The organism is Sinorhizobium fredii NGR234 (assembly GCF_000018545.1).
GTDB lineage: Bacteria > Pseudomonadota > Alphaproteobacteria > Rhizobiales > Rhizobiaceae > Sinorhizobium > Sinorhizobium fredii_A.
The window spans coordinates 467,946-484,540 of the sequence record NC_012586.1 but is presented as its reverse complement, the minus strand read 5'-3'; the positions used below and the strand labels follow the sequence as shown (position 1 = coordinate 484,540).

Genomic DNA, 16,595 nt, shown 5'->3' with positions numbered 1-16,595 from the left:
AGGTTCTATCGGTGGTGAAGAACTTTAGCCTCCTAAGAGTGTAAGTCTGCTTTGATCGCGATCAGCAGTAGCTGCTTTTTGCGGCTTAAACTTCCGCTCACCACCCTTCCGAGACGCATGGGAACGGGTAAATTCGACCCACTACAGACGACCGAGCGCGCCCGCCTCGAGCGCCTGCTGCCCAGCGGTAGGACGCAGCAAGCAAACCGCGCGATAGATTCACACTGGCCCCTTCATCGCATCGATCAAAGCACGGAAACCCGCAGATAAGTGGCGCCGACTGGGGTAGTAGAGGTAAAGGGGCTCCTCCGGCTGACACCAGTCGTCCAGAACTTGCACGAGTTCACCGTCTGCAATGTGCTTTTGCACACGGTTTTCCCAGACATAGGCGAGCGCCACACCGCTGAGCGCGGCCTCAACCATCAACTCGTGATCGTCAAGCGAAAGGGGCCCGGTCGGCTGGAAGCTCACCGACTGTCCGCCCTTCTTAAAGTCCCAGGCATATCTGGCCCCGGAAGGGAACATATTCTGGATGCAGAAATGGCGTTTGAGGTCGTGCGGTGTGATCGGCACCGACCGCCGCTCGAAATAGGCGGGCGAGCCGACGACGACGAGGCGCAGCTGTGGCTTGATGCGCACTGCAATCATCCCCTCGCTCACCCGCTCCCCGAACCTTATGCCAGCATCGAAACCCTCCTTGACGATATCAACCAGGCGATCGGTGGCGCTGACTTCCAGTTGCAGGTTGGGATTCTTCGCGAGCAAAGGCCCGATGACGTGGCCAATCACAAATGGGGCGACAGAGTTCGGCACATTGATTCTGACCCGGCCAAAGGGCGTGTCGCGAAATCTGTTCAGCGCATCGAGCGCGGATGTGATCTCGCCGAAAGCCGGATCGAGATACGATTGCAAGAGGTCGCCTGCTTCCGTCAGCGAGACGCTGCGCGTCGTGCGATTCAAGAGCCGAACACCGATCCGGTTCTCGAGATTGAGGATCGCGTGGCTTATTGCCGAAGCCGTAACGCCCCTCTCCTCGCCCGCCATTCGAAAGCTCTTGTGACGGGCGACGGCCGCAAAGGCTGCAAGTTCGGAAAGCTCGGACGCGCGCATTACTGAACACCGCTCATCATAGTCTCGAAAATAACAAACCTTATGCATCAGAACGATTTAGGTCAAATTCAGCCCGTCAGCACAGAGATGCGGACGCGAACAACCACATCGGCTTTGAAAGGCCGAATCGACCCTAAAAGGAACGTGTCATGAAGGTCTGGTTCATCACTGGTGCATCCCGCGGCTTCGGCGCGCTGATGACCAAAGAAGCACTGGCAGCCGGCGACGCCGTGGTCGCTACCGCCCGCAATTCAAGCACCGTCGTCGAGCAGTTTGGCGATAACCCCAATCTTCTCGCCGTCGCACTCGACGTCACGAACGAAGCCCAGGCGAAGGACGCGGCCGCAAAGGCCATCGAGCGCTTCGGCCGCATTGACATCCTCGTCAACAATGCCGGTTATGGTCTGCTCGGCGCAGTCGAGGAAGCGACGGCAGAGGAAGTTGAGAAGCTCTATGCCACCAATGTCTTCGGATTGCTGAAGGTCACGCGTGCCGTACTACCGTACATGCGCCGCCAGCGTGCTGGTCATGTTCTGAATTTCTCGTCTGTCGGCGGATACTTCGGTTATCCCGGCTGGGGCGTTTACGGTTCCACCAAGTTCGCCGTCGAAGGGCTTTCGGAGTCACTTGCGGCCGAACTCAAGCCATTCGGCATCAAGGTGACGATCGTCGAGCCCGGGTTCTTCCGCACCGATTTTCTCGCCGACAACTCGCTGTCGGTCAGTGCGGCTGCAATCCCCGACTATGTCGGCACGCCGGCAGGCGACATGCGCACCTTTGCGGCCCAGGCGAACCGTTCTCAGCCGGGCAATCCGGTGAAGCTTGCCGCCGGGATCGCCACCCTGGTCAACGCGGCCAACCCGCCGCTCCGCATGCCCTTCGGAAGCGACACGGTCGCCGTGATCGAGGAGCAGAATGCCGGTGTAGCCAGGGAGCTTGCCGAGTGGCGCGAACTTGCGCTCTCCACGGATTTCCCGAAGGACGAGATAGCCGCCTGATCCCTCCTCCGAGGCTCCGTTCGCAATGAGGCCAACGGAGCCATCGTCCTTGACAATCAGAACGGGGCGAATGCCCACGTCAGCAGCGCCCGACAAAAGTGTGACTTATCGATCGCCGCGAGAAATGCTAAGCGTCACAGGAGACACAGGCTCCTGCAGATCGATAGGAGATGTCCTCCATGGGCGGACATGCGCTTGCGGATACGACGGTTCACGTTCGCCGTTTGCAAGGAGGCGTATCGCCCCCTGTCGTTCCAGAGGCGTTTTCCGGCGACACACGGCTCGTCGGCCGCTGGCATAACAAGCCATTCGAATACGATCTGCCGGCCCTCGAAGATCACATTCTTTCCGCGACATATGCCGGTACCGGCACCGCCTCGGTGAAGATCGGCCGGCAAACGATTTCTGCTCCGGCAAGGTCCGGGATGATATCGTTCTGGCCGAGAGGGCATAGAGGGTTCTGGCGCGTGGATGGTGCCGTCGAGGTCTCGAACGCCTTCCTGGGGCGTAGCCGCTTTCTCGCCTGCTCGGATCAGGTGGGAAATGGTCGGGAACCCGACCTTCTCGGCCGCGTGCATTTCAGCGACCCCAAGCTGTTCACGATCATGACGTTGATCAACGACGAAATCAGTTCGGGCGATGCGATATCGCACCTGTTCATCGAGCAACTTCTCGATCTTGCATGCCTTCAGCTCCTCAGAGCCCACTCCGCAACTTCGGTGCCAATCTCGCCTGGGCCGCGGCGCGGCCTGTCGAACTGGCAAGTCAGGCGCGTGACGACCTACATGCGCGAAAATCTTGCGGCGAATATCCGGATTCAGGAGCTCGCGGATCTGGTCAGTTTGAGCCGCTTTCATTTCTGCACGGCCTTCCGGATGGCCACCGGGCATACGCCATACGGCTGGCTGACCCACCAGCGGATCGCCCATGCCAAGACGCTGCTGAAGGACCGAGCGCTGCGCATCATCGATATCGCTCTCATCGTGGGATACGAAACACAGTCCTCTTTCTCGGCGAGCTTTCGCAAGGTCGTCGGCCTGACACCGAGCGAGTTCCGCAGGCGGCTCTGAAGTTGGGCCACCGATCATCGCAACTTTCAGACAACTTCAAAAGATCGCGACAGTGCCGCGGCAGCGTCGCCCCTATTCTTTGCCGCGATCGATCACTCCAGTTGCAGAAGAGGTTCCTCCATGGCCGAGAATCCGTCAGCACTGCACTTATCGGGACCCCGCATCTCGCGCCGGGAGGCGCTTCAGGCAACAGCCGCGGCAGCGGCACTTGCCGCATTGCCGCCTGGTTCGGCTGCAGCGACGAATGCCCCTGCCGCTGCCGCCGTGACCTTGACGCTGACCGTGAACGGTCGCGGCCACACGCTGACTGTCGACCCGCGCCAGTCGGTGCTGGACGTCCTGCGCGAGACTCTCGATCTGACCGGCACGAAGAAAGGTTGCAACCAAGGTGCCTGCGGCGCGTGCACCGTTCTTGTGAACGGCAAACGCATCGTCTCCTGCCTCACATTGGCATCCATGTACGACGGCGCCCGGATCGAAACGATCGAGGGGGTCGAGAAGGACGGCGCCCTTCATCCCCTCCAGGAAGCCTTCGTGGAGCACGACGGGTTGCAGTGCGGATTCTGCACGCCCGGCCAAATCATGTCCGGTCTCGGCTGCATTGCCGAAGGCCACGCCGGCTCGCCGGAGGAAATACAGTTCTGGATGAGCGGCAATATCTGTCGCTGCGGTGCCTATCCAGGCATCGTCGCAGCCGTCGCCGACGCGGCCGGGAGGAGCTGAGCCATGTTCCCCTTCACGTTGGAGAAGCCACTTAGCACCGAAGACGCGATCGCGGCGGCCGCTTCCGGCGCGCGCTTCATTGCCGGCGGCACGACGCTTGTCGACTTGATGCGCGAGGAGGTCGAGCGTCCGGAGCGGCTCATCGACATCAACAGCCTTCCGTTCGGCGGCATCCGTATTGAGGGTGACGATCTGGTCATCGGCGCGCTGGCGCGCATGGCCGAGGTTGCCGCGGATCCGAACGTCCAGCGCCTGCAACCGCTGATCGCGGAAAGCCTGATCGAGGGCGCGTCCCCCCAACTGCGGAACATGGCGTCGATGGGCGGCAACCTGCTGCAGCGGGTGCGATGTCCATATTTCCGCATGCTGGATGCCGGCTGCAACAAGCGTGCGCCCGGCTCCGGCTGCGCCGCGATCGACGGCTTGAACTCCGGTCATGCGATCCTTGGCACGAGCGATTACTGCGTTGCCACCCACCCTTCCGACGTCGCCGTCGCCCTCGTGGCTCTCGATGCGACGATGCGGGTGCGAGGGCCGCAGGGCGAGCGCAGCTTCCCGGTTGAAGAACTCTTCCGGCTGCCGGGCGACACGCCGCATCTCGAACACACATTGCTTCCAGGCGAACTCATCGTCGAAATACGTGTCCCCGGTGGGCCTCACAGTCGCCATGCGCGCTATCTGAAGGTCCGCGACCGCGCTTCCTACGAATTCGCGCTGGTGTCGGCGGCGGTCGCCCTCCTGGTCGCAGATGGCGTGATCCGTCAGGTACGTCTTGCGGTGGGCGGGGTCGGCACGCGGCCCTGGCGTCTTCGCGATTGCGAGGCCGCGTTGGTGGGAAAACGGCCCGAACGGCGGGCCTTCGAGGAAGCTGCGCAACTCGCCATTCAGGGCGCGCGGCCGCTGCATCACAACCAATTCAAAGTCGAACTCTTGCCGCGGACGGTCGTCCGGGCGCTGGAACTGGCGGGAGAAGTCGCATGAGCGTGAGCTTCATTGGAAAGCCTGTGACCCGTGTCGACGGTCGCGCCAAGGTCACCGGCACGGCACGTTACGCCGCCGATTTCAACCAACCGGGCCAGCTCTACGCCGTGATTGTCAGCGCCACTGTCGGTCTCGGCCGAGTGACGGAGGTCGCCAGCACCGAGGTCGAGCGCATGCCAGGCGTTGTCGCCGTGATAACGCACCGCAATGCGCAGAAGCTGCCCTATCTACCGCATAAAGGCGTCATAGACCCGGCCGTGGGTGAGCGCCTTCATGTCTTGCAGGACGACCGGGTGCAATTTTACGGGCAGCCCGTTGCCATCGTTGTTGCGGACAACCTCGATCACGCCGAGCGCGCTGCGGCCGCACTGCGTATCACATACGTGGCTAAGCGGCCGATCGTCGACCATGCAGACCAGACCATGGAGAGGATCGCTCCGAAGTCGGCCGACGGATCACGGGGCGATGCCGATGCCGCGGTGACGCAGGCACCGGTCATGATCGACGAGACCTATGAGATTGCCCGAGAAAACCACAATCCCATGGAGCCGCACGCGACGATCGCTGCCTGGAGCGGCGATCGACTGACGCTTTGGAGCAAGAGCCAGTATCTGGTCAATGAGCAAGCCGAGATCGCCGCGGTGTTTGGTCTGCCCGTCGATAATGTGGAAGTCATCTGCCCCTTCATCGGTGGAGCCTTTGGAACAAGTCTGAGGACCTGGCCGCATGTGACGCTAGCGGCACTTGCGGCGCGCCAAACAGGGCGAGCCGTCAAGCTTGTGCTGACCCGCAAGCAGATGTTCTTCACGACCGGCCACCGGCCGCGCACGCTTCAACGCATTGCGCTTGGCGCGACACCGGACGGCAAGCTTACCGGAGTAATACACGAAGGCACGGGCGAAACGAGCCGCTACGAGCAGTTCACGGAGGCACTTACCGCCGTCACCGCCTACCTGTATTCCTGCCCCAATGTGCGCACCCAGTACCGCTTGGCGCAACTCGACACGAGCACGCCCAATCATATGCGTGGTCCAGGTGAGGCAAGCGGCATCTTTGCACTCGAAAGCGCGATGGACGAGCTGTCCTACAAGCTCGGGGTCGATCCGATCGAATTGAGGCGGCGAAATGAACCGCGACGCGACGAAGCCGAAAACAAGCCGTTTTCCAGTCGCTCGCTGATGCAATGCTATGAGCTCGGGTCCGAACGCTTCGGCTGGGCTCGGAGAACACCTGAACCGCGTTCCATGCGCGACGGGCGTCTTCTGATCGGCATGGGAGCCGCAACCGCCACCTATCCGGCCTACCATGCGCCTGCGAGCGCCAGAGTACGGCTGCTCGCGGACGGCTTGGCCGAGGTCGAGGCGGCGGCGAGCGACATGGGGCCGGGAACCTATACGTCCATGACCCAGGTCGCGGCGGAATTCCTCGGTTTGCAGCAAGAGCAGGTCCGGTTCAGGCTCGGCAGGTCGCATTTCCCGCAGACTCCCTCGCATGGCGGTTCGTGGACGATGGCGTCGGTGGGATCGGCAATCCGGGCTGCCTGTGTTGAGGCGCAGGCGCAGGCGGCCCGGCGCGCGGTAGCGGATCCTGACTCACCGATCTTCGCGGCGTCGGTGGACGATCTTGAGTGGAGCGAGGGGCGTTTGCGCCGACGTGGGGAAGCATCGGGCGGTTTGTCCTATCAGGACATCGTCGCCAGGACCGGCGCGCCGGTGGAGGCGGAGGGATCTGCACAGCGCGATCCCGAAGCGGCGGAACTCTATTCGATGCATTCCTTCGGCGCGGTGTTTGCCGAAGTCGCCATTGACCCCGATGTCGGAACCATCCGGATACGTCGCATCGTCGGAGCCTACGGCATAGGCCGCGTGGTCAATCCGCTGCTTGCCAGAAGCCAATGCACGGGCGGGATGATTGGCGGCATGGGCATGGCGATGATGGAGCGCACTGTTCTCGATCGGCGTGACGGCCGGCCGGTCAATGCCCACATGGCCGATTATCTCATGCCCGTGAATCTCGATATCCCCAAGCTGGAAGCGCTCTTCGTCGATGAAGTCGATCCGCATGTAAACCCGCTTGGGGTGAAAGGGCTCGGCGAGATCGCTTTGGTAGGTACCGCACCGGCGATAGCAAACGCGGTATTCCACGCGACCGGCAAGCGTGTGCGCTCACTGCCAATCCACATCGAGGATGTGCTGACCGCATAACCATGACATTGGCTTATGCGCCGAATGTACGCTTTGGCGGAGGTCATCGGGCGACCGCGATCGATCTCTCCCACGCGGTCGTGAATGGCCGGCGCTGCCGGTTGTAGCTAGACGCGCAGATCAACCCGCACGGCATGAGCCGTGCGGATGCAGCGCTGCTGCTCGCCAGTTTCATTGCTGCATTCACGATAACCCGGTTGCTGGTTCCTTCAGTCGGAACAACGATCGTCGTCACCTGACTGCCCTCGAAACTCACATCAAACGGAGAGCTCGTTCGCATCGCTGCAGACCTGACCCAAGCGGATACCCGCCCTTTTGGCCTCTGAGCAATACGAAAGATCCACCCATACCACCGTCGCACAATCTGCTAGAGTGATCTAATGTTCGCGATCAATTCGTACGAGTTTCGCAGAGCGACCCTGGATGATCTCGCCTTACTGAAGGCGTGGCGGTCGAATCCGTATGTCCTGGAATGGTGGGGTTCTGGTGAGCCGTATGGTGAAGCAGAACTGATTGATCCTCGGGTGGCTCGCTGGATCATTTCAATTAACGAACGGCCCTTTGCGTTCTTGCAGGACTACACGGTGCACGGATGGGAAGATCACCATTTTGCCGGTCTTCCCAAAGGGTCGCGGGGAATTGATCAATATATCGGAGACCCCGAAATGGTCGGCGTTGGACATGGTTCAGCGTTTATCGGAATGAGGATGCAGGCTCTTTTCGATGAGGGCGTACCTGTGATCGCGACCGATCCGCATCCAGACAATGAACGGGCGATAGCCGTCTACAAGAAGTTGGGGTTCGAACCGTCTGGACCACCTCAAGAGACCAGATGGGGCTTGATCTTGCCAATGCTGGCTAGGCGGTGAGCAGAATGGATGCAACGGCAGCAAAGTCCGCAACTCGGTCGTTCCGCGTGCCAGCCCTGGGTGACCGCTCCCCGCCCGCTGCCGCTATCGAGAGCAGCGGAGCCAAAGGTCGTTTTTGGCGCCAATTTCAACTCAGCGGCGGGAAAATGAGACCTGCCTGTAGACAAGATCAGAGACGTTCTCGTTGACGCGGCCGCCGTCATCAGGATTTGAGATCCTTGTTCTGCGCCGGCACAAAATCGGTTGATCGACGCAAACGCAGGAGACCGACGCGGCGACCGACCTTCCCTGACGAAGGCATCTTCCGCGACGGGATGTGTTCCATACAACTGGAGCCATCCTAACTGAAATAGGACAGCGACGGCGCAACGGCGGCGTGGCTGATCAAGCGCCTTCCGTCCGTTTGGCCTTCTTCTTGGTGGGAGGGACGCCGTTGCCGCTGGCAGCACTCTTCTGCGGCTTCGCGGCCTTTCCAGTTGGTTTAGCGACTTTCTTCGCGTTGACCCCGACCGCCGGTGCAGCTTCAGCATTCGGTGTCGTGTTCGCCCCGACGCTTGCGCCATCCATCCCGGTCGACCGAATCTCCTCAGAGGCCTGCAGCCAATGCTGGACGCCGTCCCCCTCCGGACGCCCGGCTCGCTCCCATAACTCGTAAGCCCGCGTCCTGATAAGTTCTTCCTGGCTCGTCCTCATGGCACACGCTCCTTGTCGAATGAGGGCTGGGAAATGGTGGGAGAAAGGCGGTGTCGGCTGGTCGGGTGTCTGCGGTCGAGTTTAGGTGGGATGAGGCACAACGGCAACCTGTTTCGGGTGTATGCTGGTCGGCGTCGAAGCGCTTTCAGCTCAACGCCCTCCTCAATGTCTAGGCGCGGAACAAACCCGTTCACATCCACGTTCCAGATCGTCGAAGGATGTTGCGCGCGCTATGCCGCGCCGTTTTGCCAGAGTGAGGCCGCACGTGGCGCCGAGAGCAAATTGGAAGGGCTATCTGAAAGTCGCAGAGGTGAGCTGTCCGGTGGCGCTTTACACTGCAGCCTCTACCTCGGAACGGATTGCCTTTCACACCATCAACCGTGCGACCGGCAATCGCGTTCACCGGCAATTCGTCGACAGTGAAACGGGAAAGCCGGTCGAAAAGGACGATCAGGTCAAGGGATATGAGGTCGGATCCGGCGATTACGTCGTGCTTGAGCCCGAAGAGATCGCCGCGGCCGTTCCGCAGAGCGACAAGACCCTGTCGGTCTCGGCCTTCATCGCCTGCGGTGACATCGATGACGTTTATTTTGACAAGCCCTACTACCTTGCTCCGACCAAGAGCCATGCCGAGGAAGCCTTCGCTCTGATCCGCGAGGGCATGCGAAAGAAGAAGGTAGCCGCCATTGCTCAAGCCGTTCTGTTCCGACGGGTGCGCACGCTGCTGATCCGCGCTTATGAGGACGGGCTGATCGCGACGACGTTGAATTTCGACTACGAGGTTCGCTCGGCCAAAGACGCGTTTGATGAAGTGCCGGACCTGAAGATCGAGGGCGAGATGCTGGAACTTGCCGAGCACATCATCAAGACCAAGCGAGGCAAGTTCGATCCGGCAAAGTTCGACGATCGCTACGAGGAGGCACTTGCCGAGTTGGTCAAGGCGAAACTCGAAGGCAAGAAGATCGAGCCGCGCAAGGAGCCGAAACGCGAAAGGGTCGTAGACCTGATGGAGGCGTTGCGGCAGAGCGCCGGCGTGAAGGCCAAGAAAACCAACGCGACCACCCCAACCAGGAAGAAAGCGACCCGCGCGGCGAAGACGAAGGAAGCTGCGCCGCGGCGTAAGGCGAGCTGAGCCATGGCTCTCGAGATCTATCGGAAAAAGCGCAATTTCGGATCGACCCCTGAACCGAAAGGCCGCAAGGCGCGCCGCTCGGGCAACAGCTTCGTTGTCCAGAAGCACGACGCCACACGCCTGCACTATGATTTCCGCCTGGAGATGGATGGCGTTTTGAAGAGCTGGGCCGTCACCAAGGGGCCGAGCCTTATCCCCGGCGAGAAGCGACTGGCGGTGCACGTCGAGGATCACCCGCTCGAATATGGGGATTTCGAGGGGACGATCCCGAAGGGAGAATATGGCGGCGGAACCGTAATTCTCTGGGATCGTGGCACCTGGTCGCCGATTGGCGACGCGGATCGGGGCTACGCCAAGGGGCATCTCGACTTCGAACTCAGTGGCGAAAAGCTTGGCGGGCGCTGGCACCTGGTTCGGATGGCCGGCAAACCCCGCGAAAAGCGTGAGAATTGGCTGCTGATCAAGGGTGACGACGAGGCGGCCAGATCCGAAGACGACCCCGACATTCTCGAGGAACGGCCGGAATCGGTTCTGACCGGCCGCGAAATCAAGGATGTGGCGGGCGAAGAGCCGGGCTGGTCATCGAAGATAGGCAGGATACGCAAGAAGGGCCGCGGCACGACGAAAGCCGCTTCGCAACAAGCGGAGCGCCAGGCCGTTGCCAACGTTCCTGATCCCGCCAAAATAAAGGGCGCCAAGGCTGCGCCTTTGCCGGATTTCGTCGAGCCGGCCTTGGCCACCCTTGTTTCATCCGCTCCTGCCGGCGAGCGCTGGCTCCACGAAATCAAGTTCGACGGTTACAGGCTGCAGGCGCGGATCGAAGCTGGCCGCGTCAAGCTTCTCACCCGCGGCGGGCTGGACTGGACCAAGAAATTCGGAAAGACGCTGGTCTCGGCCTCGCAGGCTCTGCCGATCGGAACGGCGCTGATCGATGGTGAGATCGTCGTCGAAACCGGTTCTGGTGCGTCGGACTTCTCGGCGCTGCAAGCCGACTTGAGCGAAGGTCGCAGCGACCGCTTCCGGTTTTACGTGTTCGACCTTCTTCATCTCGATGGCTACGATCTGCGCCCCCTGCCGCTCACCAAACGGAAAGAGCTGCTCGGACAGCTGATCGGCGAAGCGGACGGGATCATCCGCTTCAGCAATCACTTCGAGGAGGAAGGCAAGCTGGTGCTGCGTCACGCCTGCAGGCTGAGCCTTGAAGGTGTCGTCTCGAAACTGCGCGACGCGCCCTATCGCACCGGCCGGAACAAGAGCTGGGTCAAATCCAAGTGCTCGGCACGCCAGGAGTTCGTGGTCGCTGGCTACGTGCCCTCGACCACGTCGAGAAAGGCGATCGGCTCGCTGGTGCTCGGCGTCTACGATGCCGGCAAGCTTCACCACGTCGGGCGGGTTGGCACGGGGTTCACTGCGGCGCTCGCCGAAGACCTCTTCAAAAGACTGGACCGCCTGAGGACGACGCATAGCCCGTTTTCGGCGCGGCTTAGCGCGGAAGACGCGCGCCAGGTGCGATACGTCAAGCCCGAGCTCGTCGCCGAGATCGAGTTCAGGGCCTGGACCGCCGACGGCCATCTGCGCCACGCGTCGTTCCGGGGTTTGCGAGAAGACAAGCTCGCCAGCGACATCGTGCGGGAGGCACCCAGGTCCGCGACCGCTCAGCCCAAACCGCCGCAGCGGACCGTCAAGCTCACGCACCCGGACCGGCTCTACTGGCCTGATGAAGGCGTGACGAAAGAGGGGCTCGCCGACTACTACGCCGAGGTCTGGCGCTTCATCGCGCCGCATATAGTCGGACGTCCCCTGGCGTTGGTCCGATGCCCGAACGGCATTGCCGGCGAGCAGTTTTTCCAGAAACACGCCTGGAAGGGGCTGAACCCCAACATAGTGCTCGTCAATGATCCGAAGGAGCCACCCGACGAACAGCTTTTGAGCATCAGGAACCTCGACGGCCTGACGGCGCTCGTCCAGTCAGCCGTTCTCGAAATCCACCCGTGGGGATCGACGGTGGCCGACTGGGAAAGGCCGGACACGATCATCATGGATCTTGATCCGGGCGATGACGTGCCATTCGAAGCTGTTATCGAAGCCGCGTTTGAGACCGCTGACCGGCTGAAAGCGGCCGGTCTTGTTCCCTTCGTCAAGACATCCGGCGGCAAAGGCCTTCACGTCGTAGCCCCCTTGAAGCCAAAGGCAGAATGGCCCGTAGCCAAAGCTTTTACCAAGTCGATTGCCGACGCGATGGCGTCCGACAGTCCCGACCGCTTCGTGTCAACGATCACCAAATCGAAGCGCCGTGGCAAGATCCTGGTCGATTATCTCAGAAACCAACGCGGAGCGACTGCCGTTGCAGCCTATTCGACGAGAGCGCGACCGGGGGCTGCGGTATCGATGCCGCTCTCCTGGGATGAACTGGCCCCTGGCATAGGCCCGGCCTACTTCACGGTGGAGAATACGCCGACGCGGCTTGCATCTTTGAGCACCGACCCGTGGGGGGAATTTCGCGCCGCGGCCGTTCCACTGGCGGAGCCGAAGGTCAGACGAAAGAAAGCTGCCTGATCGTGGAACAGGAGCCGCGAGCGATCTTCTAGTTCAAAGCGGTGAAGCCGATGCCGTCGCATTTGATAAAGCGAGCAGATTACGATGCCGAGACGCGGACGTTGTCTGTCTGGCTCCTGACCAACGACAAACGCTACGACTATCAGGATGTGCCTGTGGAGACCTATGCGGCCTTCAGAAGAGCGTTTTCGAAGGGGCGGTTCTTCAACGCGCATATCCGAGACCGTTTCAAGTATCACGTCTCGGAGCCCGACGGATCTCCATGATCTCAGCTTTTCGTCTTCTTCGTCTTTTCCGAGCTGATGCTCTTGCGAAGGGCGTCCATGATGTTGACGACGTTGCTCGGGCGCTCCCCTTCGTCAGCCTTTGCTTTCGCCACCCGTTTGCGGCCCTTCTTCTTGGCGGAAATGATATCCAGGAGACGGTCCTGCACGGGATCACCCACCATGTCGGGATTCCACGGCTTGCTGCGCTCTTCGATGAGTGTCGTCACGAGCCGCATCAGTTCGGGATCGTTGTCGTCATCGCCGATGTTGCGGAAGAACTCTTCGGGTTGCCTGACCTCGTCGCCGTATCGGAGCGTCCAAAGAACGATCCCCTTGCCTCTCGGCTCGAGCATAACGGCGCGCTCACGACGATACATGACGAGCCTCGAGATCCCGACTGTGCCAGTTGAGGCCATCGCATCGCGGATCACCGAGAAGGCCTCTTCCCCGACAGGGTCGTCGGGAACGAGATAGTGGGGCTTGTCGTACCAGATCCAGCGAATGCTGTCGGCCTCGACGAACATGTCGATGTCGATGGTGCGCGTGCTTTCCAGACCGACGGCCTCAAGCTCGTCGTCCTCCAAAAGCACATAGTCGTCCTCGCCACGCTGGTAACCTTTGACTTCGTCATCTTCGCTGACGGGCTTTCCGCTGACCGCATCGACATACTGGCTGACGACCCGATTGCTGGTCTTCCGGTTCAACGTGTGGAAGCGAACCTTTTCATTCTCGGTGGTCGCTGGAGACATCGCCACCGGACAGGTGACGAGCGACAGTTTCAGGTAGCCTTTCCAGAAGGAGCGGGGCGCCATAATGCGAGGCCTCGTGAACTTGCTAGCTTCGATCAATCGAAACGGCCCTGGTGCGAGTTAGTTCCTAAGCAGCAGCGCAAAGTCCCAATGGCCATCCCCTCTTCGCTCATTGGGTCGGCGCAGCCACGTTGATGCGAACATTGTCGCGCCACTGCGCGCGCCTATGCCCAAGCAGGGACGTAGAACCAGATCTCGATTGATGCGTTATGAGAGCACCAAATCGCGGAGTGCCTAAAAGTGAATCAACTTCTTTTTCGAATGGCTGATTTTCTTTCTCGCCCGCCGGGCTTCTATTTCGTGATCGTGGCGATGATTGCCAGCACCGCTCTGGTGCCTTTCGGCCTCACCAACGTCGTCACCTATGCTCTGTCGGTCGCAGCGATCTTGATCACCAGCGTGGTGCTGATCCAAGGCTATCGCGACACAGCGGCAATCCATGCCAAGCTCGACGAAATCATCGTGTCGATGCGTGAGACCCGGAATGAAGTGGTCGGTCTGGAACACGAACAGCCGGAGCACATAGCCGCGGCAGTCCAACGGCTTGAAGCGGAAGCTGAAGAGCAAGGCAGAGCCAATACAGAGACCGCTCGATAGAGCGCCGCATGCGCTGCCTCGGAGCTCTGCAGGTTTTTGCAACCCCTCTCCGATCGGCGGTTCCGAGCCCGATCCCGGCCGGGAATTTTTGTGTTTTTCCTCGATTGGGGATCTACCAGTCAGGCGCTCGCGATGCCGCACTGCTCAGGAAGTGGTAATGCCATTCATGCGTCAGGAATAAGAGGAATAACCTGGATGGCGAGTCCGTCGTGCTCGACGAGAAGGGCCATCCGACTTCGGTGCGTTGCACCGTGCGCTTGCTCACTCTTCGATGATGCCGTACGGCCCGTAGGCGGCGCGCCAAAGTGCACCGTAACGCTTCTGCCGCCCCATTGCGATTGCGCCGTTTGCGGTAAACGTACCGCTTGCGACCTCCGCCTCGCGGAACTCGAAGCCTTCTGGCAGGACGATGCGCGCGCGATGGAGCGCGCCGGTGACAGGATTCCTGATCGGCTCGAGTTCGAGTTCAAGATGGCCGTCAATGCGGAAGCCGCCGGTGCGTTTCTCTATGTCGCTGTGAAACTCGATCGGGGCGAAAATTGGTTCGAGCTCTTGGGCGATGGTGGAGCCATAAATATTGAAGACGGTCGTCGGCTCCTGTTCCTTGCCGCCGAGGATGGTGAACAGCGCATCGATCTGCGCCTGGTCCGCATTGGCATCGAAGAATCCGCGTACGACGCCGCCGCCCTCATGCACCGGACCCGGCCAGCGATAGACGGCAGCGACCTTCAGTCCATCGAGCCGCAGGTCGCCGAACCATCCCTCTTCGATGAGCATGCATTCGAGGCCCTCGCACAGGCCTTCGGTCGGCTTGCCGTTGAATTCGCACGGGCAGCCGTAATCGCAACTGCACGCTGCGATCTTGGGGCCTTTGATCGCCCAATCAACATAGGCCATGGCAACGTCCCCGATTTTCCAGTGGAGGAGAATGTATCAGACACTGTCTCGACCGGCCAGCCGCGCCGTGGCTGGAGTGCGAACACGATGCTGATGTCCGCCTCGAACCTATCGGTCCCAAGACCAGCGATCGCGCTTTATATTCGTAGATTGCAAGGATTCACGACGGTAAGTCCTGTCGCTTCAAAGGGGCTTCGACGCGTCGACGGCCTTTCGTCGGCGATCGAGGCGTAGATTTCATCACCAAATGGTGCTATCTACAACACCAGAATCAGGAACCAAACGATGCGATCGACAATCAACCTCGATGACACTCTCCTGGAAAGGGCTAGGTCCCTAACCGGCACGAAAGAAACCGCCGCTCTGGTGCGCCAAGCGTTGGAGACGCTTGTTCGTGTGGAGTCGGGAAAACGCCTCATCGCGCTCGGGGGAACTATGCCGGATGCGGAGGCTGCCCCACGCCGCCGGAGCGCAGCTGCCAAGTGATACTTGCTGACACTTCCATCTGGATTGATCACTTCCGGCATGCCGATTCAGAGCTGCGTAGGATTATTGAGGACGATCGTCTTTTCTGCCACCCGGCCGTGATTGGCGAACTCGCGCTTGGCAGCCTCCGGGATCGCAGTAATGTGATAGCTTTCCTGGCGGCTCAGCGCGAAGCATTCGTCGCAACACACGACGAAGTCATGATGATGATTGATCGCCACGCCATTTTCAGTATGGGCATTGGCTACACAGATGCCCACTTGATGGCCTCGGTTCTTCTCGATCAGCGAGCCGCCTTGTGGACAAGAGACAAGCGTCTGCGGGCAGCGGCCGAAAGGGTGGGGGCTCCGCTGCACACCCCTGCCAATGCGCGCAACTAAATGCCGATTCAAAGCGATAGCCGTTGCTCATGCTGGTCGTGAGCCGCCTGAGAGCAGAGTCCGATAGATACGTGCAACTTCAGAGGTCCAAAGCAGCGACCCGGTACTTCCGTCGAATGGACGCTGTGAATGCCGGCATACAGCGGATGTTCTACAACGGATGTTCTACACCGAACGGCTCACGCCGACGTCTCCCAAGGTTTGATCACGGAGGCGTGCGTGCCTTCGAAATCCTTGACGTTGCGTGTGACAAGGATGAGATCGTGGACGACAGCGGTCGCAGCGATCAACCCATCGATATCGCCGCGGAGGCGGATCGCCCCGATGCGGCCCCATTCGACCGCGATTTGGTCGGTTGTCGGCAAAATGCGGTCGCCATGGTCGTGGCGCAGCTTGCGCAGCCATTCGGTGAAGTGCGCGGCACTCTTCGGATCCGACCTCTGTGTCAGGGCGATGCCTCGGATGGCGACACTTGCCGGCCTCGCTCGCATCGACTGCTCCGACAGCGGCCTCAACGCCTGGCTGGAAGATGACCGGGGCGACCGGGCGGTGCATCGCGCCGTGCTCGATGCCGGGCTGCAATGCTATCCACTCTCCGACTACACGATCGCCACACCGCGGCCGGACGCAATCATCCTCGGCTATGCGGGCGTCCCGGCGGACCGGATGAAGCCTTATGTTCTTCGCCTCGCCGAAGCGATCGCGCGAACCTGATGCAGCGGGAGACGAGACAGCTCAGGGCGGCCTCGACAGCGATGGCCCAGGTATGCGTCTCCTCCGGAACGTCGTGATCCCGGCGTGCGATGACGTAGCCGATACCCCGC

The 16,595-nt window shown here is 60.8% G+C and carries 17 protein-coding genes and 2 pseudogenes; 13 read left to right on the top strand and 6 right to left on the bottom strand.

Annotation, left to right across the window (positions count from 1 at the left end; all coding sequences use genetic code 11):
* Positions 1 to 219: 219 nt before the first annotated feature.
* A complete protein-coding gene (locus NGR_RS02350; RefSeq protein WP_012706542.1) occupies positions 220 to 1,110 on the bottom strand; it encodes a LysR family transcriptional regulator in 891 nt (296 codons plus the stop codon).
* Between the two features lie 149 nt (positions 1,111 to 1,259).
* Here NGR_RS02350 and NGR_RS02345 point away from each other — a divergent pair, with 149 nt between their 5' ends.
* The 6 genes from NGR_RS02345 to NGR_RS02320 all read left to right on the top strand — a co-directional run bounded on the left by NGR_RS02345 (position 1,260) and on the right by NGR_RS02320 (position 7,955).
* Complete coding sequence (locus NGR_RS02345; protein WP_012706541.1) at positions 1,260 to 2,108, top strand: oxidoreductase; 849 nt, start codon at positions 1,260 to 1,262, stop codon at positions 2,106 to 2,108.
* Positions 2,109 to 2,488: 380 nt separating this feature from the next.
* Positions 2,489 to 3,178, top strand: coding sequence for a helix-turn-helix domain-containing protein (locus NGR_RS02340; RefSeq protein ID WP_240545097.1), 690 nt, complete (start codon positions 2,489 to 2,491; stop codon positions 3,176 to 3,178).
* 120 nt (positions 3,179 to 3,298) lie between these two features.
* A complete protein-coding gene (locus NGR_RS02335; RefSeq protein WP_012706539.1) occupies positions 3,299 to 3,901 on the top strand; it encodes a (2Fe-2S)-binding protein in 603 nt (200 codons plus the stop codon).
* Between the two features lie 3 nt (positions 3,902 to 3,904).
* A complete protein-coding gene (locus NGR_RS02330; RefSeq protein ID WP_012706538.1) occupies positions 3,905 to 4,882 on the top strand; it encodes an FAD binding domain-containing protein in 978 nt (325 codons plus the stop codon).
* Positions 4,879 to 7,086: a xanthine dehydrogenase family protein molybdopterin-binding subunit gene (locus tag NGR_RS02325; RefSeq protein ID WP_012706537.1), complete on the top strand. Its 2,208-nt coding sequence runs from the start codon at positions 4,879 to 4,881 to the stop codon at positions 7,084 to 7,086. Before NGR_RS02330 ends, NGR_RS02325 begins: the two co-directional genes overlap by 4 nt.
* A gap of 380 nt (positions 7,087 to 7,466) precedes the next feature.
* The gene (locus NGR_RS02320) at positions 7,467 to 7,955 is read left to right on the top strand and encodes a GNAT family N-acetyltransferase (RefSeq protein WP_012706536.1); all 489 of its coding nucleotides are present in this window, start codon (positions 7,467 to 7,469) and stop codon (positions 7,953 to 7,955) included.
* 384 nt (positions 7,956 to 8,339) lie between these two features.
* Here NGR_RS02320 and NGR_RS32780 read toward each other — a convergent pair whose 3' ends face one another.
* Complete coding sequence (locus tag NGR_RS32780) at positions 8,340 to 8,522, bottom strand: hypothetical protein (RefSeq protein WP_240545153.1); 183 nt, start codon at positions 8,520 to 8,522, stop codon at positions 8,340 to 8,342.
* Positions 8,523 to 8,543: 21 nt separating this feature from the next.
* Positions 8,544 to 8,648 (bottom strand): annotated as a pseudogene (locus NGR_RS33545) (DUF2934 domain-containing protein); the annotation flags it as partial.
* Between the two features lie 265 nt (positions 8,649 to 8,913).
* Here NGR_RS33545 and NGR_RS02310 point away from each other — a divergent pair.
* The 3 genes from NGR_RS02310 to NGR_RS02300 are packed head-to-tail and all read left to right on the top strand — an operon-like array spanning position 8,914 to position 12,602.
* Positions 8,914 to 9,780, top strand: a complete 867-nt coding sequence (locus NGR_RS02310) for a Ku protein (protein WP_012706533.1) — start codon at positions 8,914 to 8,916, stop codon at positions 9,778 to 9,780.
* Between the two features lie 3 nt (positions 9,781 to 9,783).
* A complete protein-coding gene (ligD, locus tag NGR_RS02305; protein WP_012706532.1) occupies positions 9,784 to 12,336 on the top strand; it encodes a DNA ligase D in 2,553 nt (850 codons plus the stop codon).
* A 50-nt stretch (positions 12,337 to 12,386) separates the two neighbouring features.
* Positions 12,387 to 12,602 carry a KTSC domain-containing protein gene (locus NGR_RS02300; protein ID WP_164923815.1) on the top strand — a complete coding sequence of 72 codons (216 nt, stop codon included), beginning with the start codon at positions 12,387 to 12,389 and terminating at the stop codon, positions 12,600 to 12,602.
* Between the two features lie 2 nt (positions 12,603 to 12,604).
* Here the strand turns inward: NGR_RS02300 and NGR_RS02295 are convergent, their stop codons facing one another.
* A complete protein-coding gene (locus NGR_RS02295) occupies positions 12,605 to 13,414 on the bottom strand; it encodes a Ku protein (protein ID WP_012706531.1) in 810 nt (269 codons plus the stop codon).
* A gap of 237 nt (positions 13,415 to 13,651) precedes the next feature.
* Here NGR_RS02295 and NGR_RS02290 point away from each other — a divergent pair, with 237 nt between their 5' ends.
* Positions 13,652 to 14,008: a low affinity iron permease family protein gene (locus tag NGR_RS02290; RefSeq protein WP_012706530.1), complete on the top strand. Its 357-nt coding sequence runs from the start codon at positions 13,652 to 13,654 to the stop codon at positions 14,006 to 14,008.
* A 261-nt stretch (positions 14,009 to 14,269) separates the two neighbouring features.
* Here NGR_RS02290 and NGR_RS02285 read toward each other — a convergent pair whose 3' ends face one another.
* Positions 14,270 to 14,905 carry a DUF1326 domain-containing protein gene (locus tag NGR_RS02285; protein ID WP_012706529.1) on the bottom strand — a complete coding sequence of 212 codons (636 nt, stop codon included), beginning with the start codon at positions 14,903 to 14,905 and terminating at the stop codon, positions 14,270 to 14,272.
* Positions 14,906 to 15,190: 285 nt separating this feature from the next.
* Between NGR_RS02285 and NGR_RS02280 the strand changes: the two genes are divergently transcribed.
* Together NGR_RS02280 and NGR_RS02275 are read left to right on the top strand one after the other, a co-directional pair.
* On the top strand, positions 15,191 to 15,391 hold the full coding sequence (locus tag NGR_RS02280) for a type II toxin-antitoxin system VapB family antitoxin (RefSeq protein WP_012706528.1): 201 nt from the start codon (positions 15,191 to 15,193) through the stop codon (positions 15,389 to 15,391).
* Positions 15,388 to 15,771, top strand: a complete 384-nt coding sequence (locus tag NGR_RS02275; protein WP_012706527.1) for a type II toxin-antitoxin system VapC family toxin — start codon at positions 15,388 to 15,390, stop codon at positions 15,769 to 15,771. Before NGR_RS02280 ends, NGR_RS02275 begins: the two co-directional genes overlap by 4 nt.
* 179 nt (positions 15,772 to 15,950) lie before the next feature.
* Here NGR_RS02275 and NGR_RS02270 read toward each other — a convergent pair.
* Positions 15,951 to 16,235: pseudogene (locus NGR_RS02270) on the bottom strand (PIN domain-containing protein); the annotation flags it as partial.
* Between NGR_RS02270 and NGR_RS02265 the strand changes: the two are divergent.
* Entirely contained in the window at positions 16,234 to 16,485 is a 252-nt protein-coding gene (locus NGR_RS02265; RefSeq protein ID WP_164923814.1) for a hypothetical protein, read from the top strand. The pseudogene NGR_RS02270 and the gene NGR_RS02265 overlap by 2 nt on opposite strands.
* Positions 16,486 to 16,595 lie beyond the last annotated feature (110 nt).